Genomic DNA, 4837 nt, shown 5'->3' on the forward strand with positions numbered 1-4837 from the left:
ACCGCTGTTCAACTTTGAGCCGCCCGCCAGCGACGACGAGGTCTACAACGCCTCGCTGCAGTTCGTGCGCAAGATCAGCGGCACCACCAAGCCGTCCAAAGCCAACGAAATCGCATTCAACGCCGCGGTGCGCGACATCGCCGCCATCGCGCGCACCCTCATCCACAGCATGGTCACCACCGCACCACCGAAGAACCGCGAAGAAGAAGCCGCCAAGGCAAAGGCCCGCTCGGCGGAACGGTTTGGTGGGTGATAGCAAAGGCGGAGGCAACCTGGCAATCGTCTCGTGTTACAGGACCGGCCCCTGTCCTGGCCGATGGCGCGGCACCGCGAGCGAGCGCGTGGTCTCAGCGGTAAAGCGCCTTCACCGCCCCCCATGTCGTGTTTTGAACCGGAAGAATATCGACCAATATGCGGGATCCGTCCGGTTGATAGACATACTCAATAAGTGGCGCGGGCAACACCTGAATCATATGGTACTTCACGTAGTGTCCTTCCGCAGTCCGAAGGACGTACACGGGGCCAAGCAGCGCAAGCCCGTGCGTCTCGTAAGTTGATAGGTCCGCCGGTGCCTCCAAAACATCCTCAAAGGATCCTGATACCGTGCGCGCGGATGCGCCATTCCAACAGCCATACACGTACCCCAGCGGCGGGTCGACTACATAAACAATCGACAGGTCCCCATCATATTCACCAACCAGCAGTGAATCACTGAAGTCCCATGACCCAAACTCGAACCATGCATAGCCATGAATCACATCAGCAAGCGCGGGCGTGCTCATAAGAAGCGCGGCCACAACCGCAAGAAGAAGAATTCTTGTCCGCGAGAGCATCTTGAGCCGCCCGTTCTTTTCAGTACATCAACGATACAATGCCTTGATCCTTCCCCAAGTTGTTTCTTCAACCGGGAGCGGTGAGCAGGCGAATGCCAGCGGCGTTCCTGGGTCCAGGCGAGGTGACGGACATCCACACCCCGCACTAAGGGTATTCAACTGAAAATCGCGGATCAACTGCGCCTGTGGCTGGAAATTGCAGTCCATGCCTTCAACAGTCTCGGCACCCGGGTACGGCACGACCCTCAGCGTGCTGCAATCCGCCGCTCACTTCATCCAGCGTTCAACGTCGGTATAGCGCCTTGATACCTCCCCACGTCTTACTCTCGATTGGCAGCGGTGTGCAATCAAAGAAACCGGCCGCCCCAGGAATCGTTCGACTGATGGGGCAACCACAGCCCTGGCCAGGGGCAACCACAAACATATCCGACACACTCGCCACCTGCGGGACACCGTAGCAGTCGATTACATCAACAGTCTCAGCATCGGGATGCGGCACGACTCGTAGTCGAGGACAGTTCACGGTGGACCCCAAATACATATATGTGACAGACGCAATCATGCCACCCACGACACATGCGCCGTAGCATATGCTGATACCATCCTGCGTGTTTCCAACGGTCATCGAGTAAGCGTGAGTCTCCGAGACATACATGAGTGTCGCACCGGGATCGAGAGATAACTTGAAACGCGCACCGCGCGAACCGAACGTGTAAACGTGATTCACATAGACCGTGCGCAGGCCTGGCCCGCTGTCGTTTATCATCTGGCAGTCACGACCATACGGGCTCATCGACAACTCGATTGTGTCGGCTCTGACAACCGTCGATAGAAAAATCAAGCAGAAGACTAGAACGAAGCAGAAAGCTAGAGCCAGGAGGTTCGAAAGCGTTGGCACAAACCGCGGATAGTCGCCCGCCTGAAGCATTTCAATCTCATTCGGCAGGCTCACGTATGTGCGGTCGCGGTGCGGGTCGCTCACAGCCCAGGGACTCGAGTTGAACCTCGCCCGCTTAAAAATACGCAAGGATTCGCGATCGACAGATACGTCTTCAAGGCGGCACAAGAAAAAAGGGCGTAAGGCTAACGCGGTCGCGATAGCTCTTGCCAAGTCAGCACCCCCGTTGGCCGGAGAATATGAGGAAGGATTAACGCGGTGAGTATATCGTACCAGGGCCTCTTTTGTCCACTCGCGAATTAACGGGAACGTGCCGCTTCAGCGTTCGCCCATCACCGCGGACGCAAACCGTTCCGGCTCCGCCGGCGACACCACCACCACGCGGTCGCCGTAGCGCAACACCACCGCCAGCGAGGGATCCGTGATGTAGGCGCGGTACGTGCCCAGGTGCTTGTTGCGGAACCAGCCCGAGAACGAGAAGAATCCCCCGTTCCCGAAGATGCGAATGCCGCCCGCGATCTGCGCGGGGTCGTGCGTGGCGCTCTTGAGTCCGGTGCGCGAGAGGCGCGTCGCCCACAACAGCCGGTGCACGAGGATCGAGTCGCGCTCGATGGTGTAGCCGCGGATGGTGAAGAGTGCGGCGCCCACGATCATGAGGGCGGGCAGCAGTGCGGCCCACCACTTGGAGGAATCACCGCCCGCGCGGGTCATCGCCGCCCACGCCGCAAAGCTGGCCACCAGGCATACCATGGTTGCAAAGATCGAGACGCCGATCAGCAGGCGACTCCAGGGTGCTTTGAAATGCATCGGAACACCTCTAGCGGTTTACGAGCATGAACACCAGCACGGCCAGCGCCAGCGCGATGCGGTAATACGCAAAGACGTAGAGGCCGTGCTTGCGCAGGTAGCTGAGCAGGAAGCGGATGACCACCCAGCCGGCCACCGCCGAGGTAACGATGCCCACGATGAGCGCGGTCAGTTCTCCCGGCATGAGCGGTTGTCCGACGAGGTCGAGGCCCTTCTTGAGCGCTGCGCCCAGCATGAGCGGCGAGGCCATCAGGAATGAGAAGCGCGCGGCCTGGTCGCGGCGCAGACCGAACATCATCCCCACCGAGATGGTGATGCCGGAGCGCGACACGCCGGGGATGAGTGCGAGCGTCTGCGCGGCGCCAATGCCCACCGCCTGCCAGAGGGTGAGGCTGTGCATCTCGCCCGCATGGTTGAAACGCTTCTCCACCCACAGAAACAGAAACGCGCCCGCGATCAGCGTGACCACGATCACCGACGGGTGGCGGAAGTAGAACTCGATGTCGGCCTCGAACAGGTATCCCACGATGCCGGCGGGCACGCAGGCCGCAATCACGTACCACGCCATGAGGGACGCGGGGTCGCTGCGGTTTCCTTTGGGCGAGAGGCTGGTGAGGAAGCCGCGCGCCAGCGCGCGCAGGTCGCCCCAGAAGTACACCACAATGGCCATGAGTGTGCCCAGGTGGACGGCCACGTCGAAGGTGAGTCCGTCGACCACGTCGAAGTCCAGCGCGGCGCGCGCCAGGATGAGATGCGCGGACGACGAAATGGGGAGGAACTCGGTGGCGGCCTGGATGAGGCCGAGGATGATGGCCAACAGAACAACCGGCATTGTCTACTTTGCCCCGATCTCGACGAGCACCTGGCCGTACGCCACCTGCTCGCCGCTCTTGCAGTGGATCTTCTTGATGGTTCCCGTGGCCGGCGAGAGCAACTCGTTGTGCATCTTCATGGACTCCAGCACCACCAGCGGGTCGCCGGCCTTCACCGCATCGCCCGGTTTCACGTTGACCGCCACGATGGAGCCCGGCATGGGCGCTTGCAGGCGCCCTTCTCCGGCAGCACCCACCGGGCGATCGGTGTCGACCGCGTCGCGCGTGTGCGCGTAGGTGCGTCCGCCGATGGAGATGTCGAGCCCGTTGCGCCCCTGCGACACGTGCGCCACGTGCGAGGCCTTGTCGATGAGGAACGCAATGGTCCCGCCCGCCAGGCTCACGTCGCTCACGATATGACGGCGCTCGTCGATAGTCACCACGAATCCGTCCGCGGTGCGCACAATCCCGATCTCCTTCTGGACGCCGTCCAGCGCGATCTTCATTCCCCACCCCCGATCTCCCACTTGCCCACGCGCTCCCACGGCGAGGGCCCCGTCTCGGGCGCTCCCGCGCCACCGCGGGCCGCGCGCCCGATGTTGAGCGTTTCGCTGAGCACGGCCGCCACGAAGGCCTCGTCGGGGATGTCGCCGCCCGGATCCATGAGCACCTCGCGGCCGTAATCGTCCAGGAACGTGGTGTTCACATCGCCGGCGATGAAGGCCGGATGCACGAGGATGCGCTTGTGCAGATCGATGCCGGTCTGCACGCCGTGCACCACGTACTCGTCGAGCGCGCGCAGCATGCGCAGCCGCGCCGTCTCGCGGTCTTCGCCGTAGGCGATCAGCTTGGAGAGGATGGGGTCGTAGTACGGTGTGACTTCCCAGCCCTCGTACACGCCGGAATCGTTTCGAATGCCGGGGCCGGAGGGTTCGTACAGATACGAGATCACGCCGCACGAGGGCATGAAGTTCTTGGTCTCGTCCTCGGCGTAGATGCGGCACTCGATGGCGTGGCCGCGTTGCGCGAGATCCTTCTGCGCGAACGCGAGTTTCTCCCCGCCCGCGATGCGCAGCTGCCACTGCACCAGGTCGATGCCGGTGGTGACCTCGGTGATGGGGTGTTCCACCTGGATGCGCGTGTTCATCTCCAGAAAGTAGAAGTTGCCCGCCGCATCCAGCATGAACTCGATGGTGCCCGCGTTGACGTAGCCCACCGCTTTCGCCGCCGCCACCGCGGCCTCGCCCATGCGCGCGCGCAGTTCCGGCGTGAGTGCCGGCGACGGCGTCTCCTCCAGCACCTTCTGGTGGCGGCGCTGGATGGAACACTCGCGCTCAAACAGGTGCACCACGTTGCCGTGTGCATCCGCCAGCACCTGGAACTCGATGTGCCGCGGGTGCTCGATCTTCTGCTCGATGTAGACGGTGTCGTCGCCAAAGGCGGATCTCGCCTCGCCGATGGCGGCGCGCGCGGCGGCCTCCACCTGC

General features: G+C 62.4%; 6 protein-coding genes. 1 reads left to right on the top strand and 5 read right to left on the bottom strand.

The genetic code is table 11. From position 1 onward, the window contains the following. Positions 1-4: 4 nt before the first annotated feature. Positions 5-253, top strand: a complete 249-nt coding sequence (locus OEX18_15640) for a DUF2277 domain-containing protein (protein MDH4338695.1) — start codon at positions 5-7, stop codon at positions 251-253. Positions 254-347: 94 nt separating this feature from the next. Here the strand turns inward: OEX18_15640 and OEX18_15645 are convergent, their stop codons facing one another. From OEX18_15645 to OEX18_15665, 5 genes are all read right to left on the bottom strand, one after another. Then, entirely contained in the window at positions 348-833 is a 486-nt protein-coding gene (locus OEX18_15645) for a hypothetical protein (GenBank protein MDH4338696.1), read from the bottom strand. Between the two features lie 1216 nt (positions 834-2049). After that, positions 2050-2538: a PH domain-containing protein gene (locus tag OEX18_15650; protein MDH4338697.1), complete on the bottom strand. Its 489-nt coding sequence runs from the start codon at positions 2536-2538 to the stop codon at positions 2050-2052. A 10-nt stretch (positions 2539-2548) separates the two neighbouring features. After that, positions 2549-3355, bottom strand: coding sequence for an undecaprenyl-diphosphatase UppP (uppP, locus tag OEX18_15655; protein MDH4338698.1), 807 nt, complete (start codon positions 3353-3355; stop codon positions 2549-2551). 18 nt (positions 3356-3373) lie between these two features. Next, complete coding sequence (locus OEX18_15660; protein ID MDH4338699.1) at positions 3374-3856, bottom strand: biotin/lipoyl-binding protein; 483 nt, start codon at positions 3854-3856, stop codon at positions 3374-3376. Then, positions 3853-4837, bottom strand: a 985-nt coding sequence (locus OEX18_15665) for an acetyl-CoA carboxylase biotin carboxylase subunit (protein ID MDH4338700.1), incomplete at its 5' end; no start/stop codon positions are given. The genes OEX18_15660 and OEX18_15665, both read right to left, overlap by 4 nt.

Source organism: Candidatus Krumholzibacteriia bacterium, assembly GCA_029865265.1.
GTDB lineage: Bacteria > Krumholzibacteriota > Krumholzibacteriia > WVZY01 > JAKEHA01 > JAKEHA01.

What these genes read in the sequence shown, in the direction of transcription:
- OEX18_15645 (MDH4338696.1), bottom strand. Translation starts at nt 833, where the DNA reads ATGCTCTCGCGGACAAGAATTCTTCTTCTTGCGGTTGTGGCCGCGCTT.
- OEX18_15660 (MDH4338699.1), bottom strand. Translation starts at nt 3,856, where the DNA reads ATGAAGATCGCGCTGGACGGCGTCCAGAAGGAGATCGGGATTGTGCGC.
- OEX18_15650 (MDH4338697.1), bottom strand. Translation starts at nt 2,538, where the DNA reads ATGCATTTCAAAGCACCCTGGAGTCGCCTGCTGATCGGCGTCTCGATC.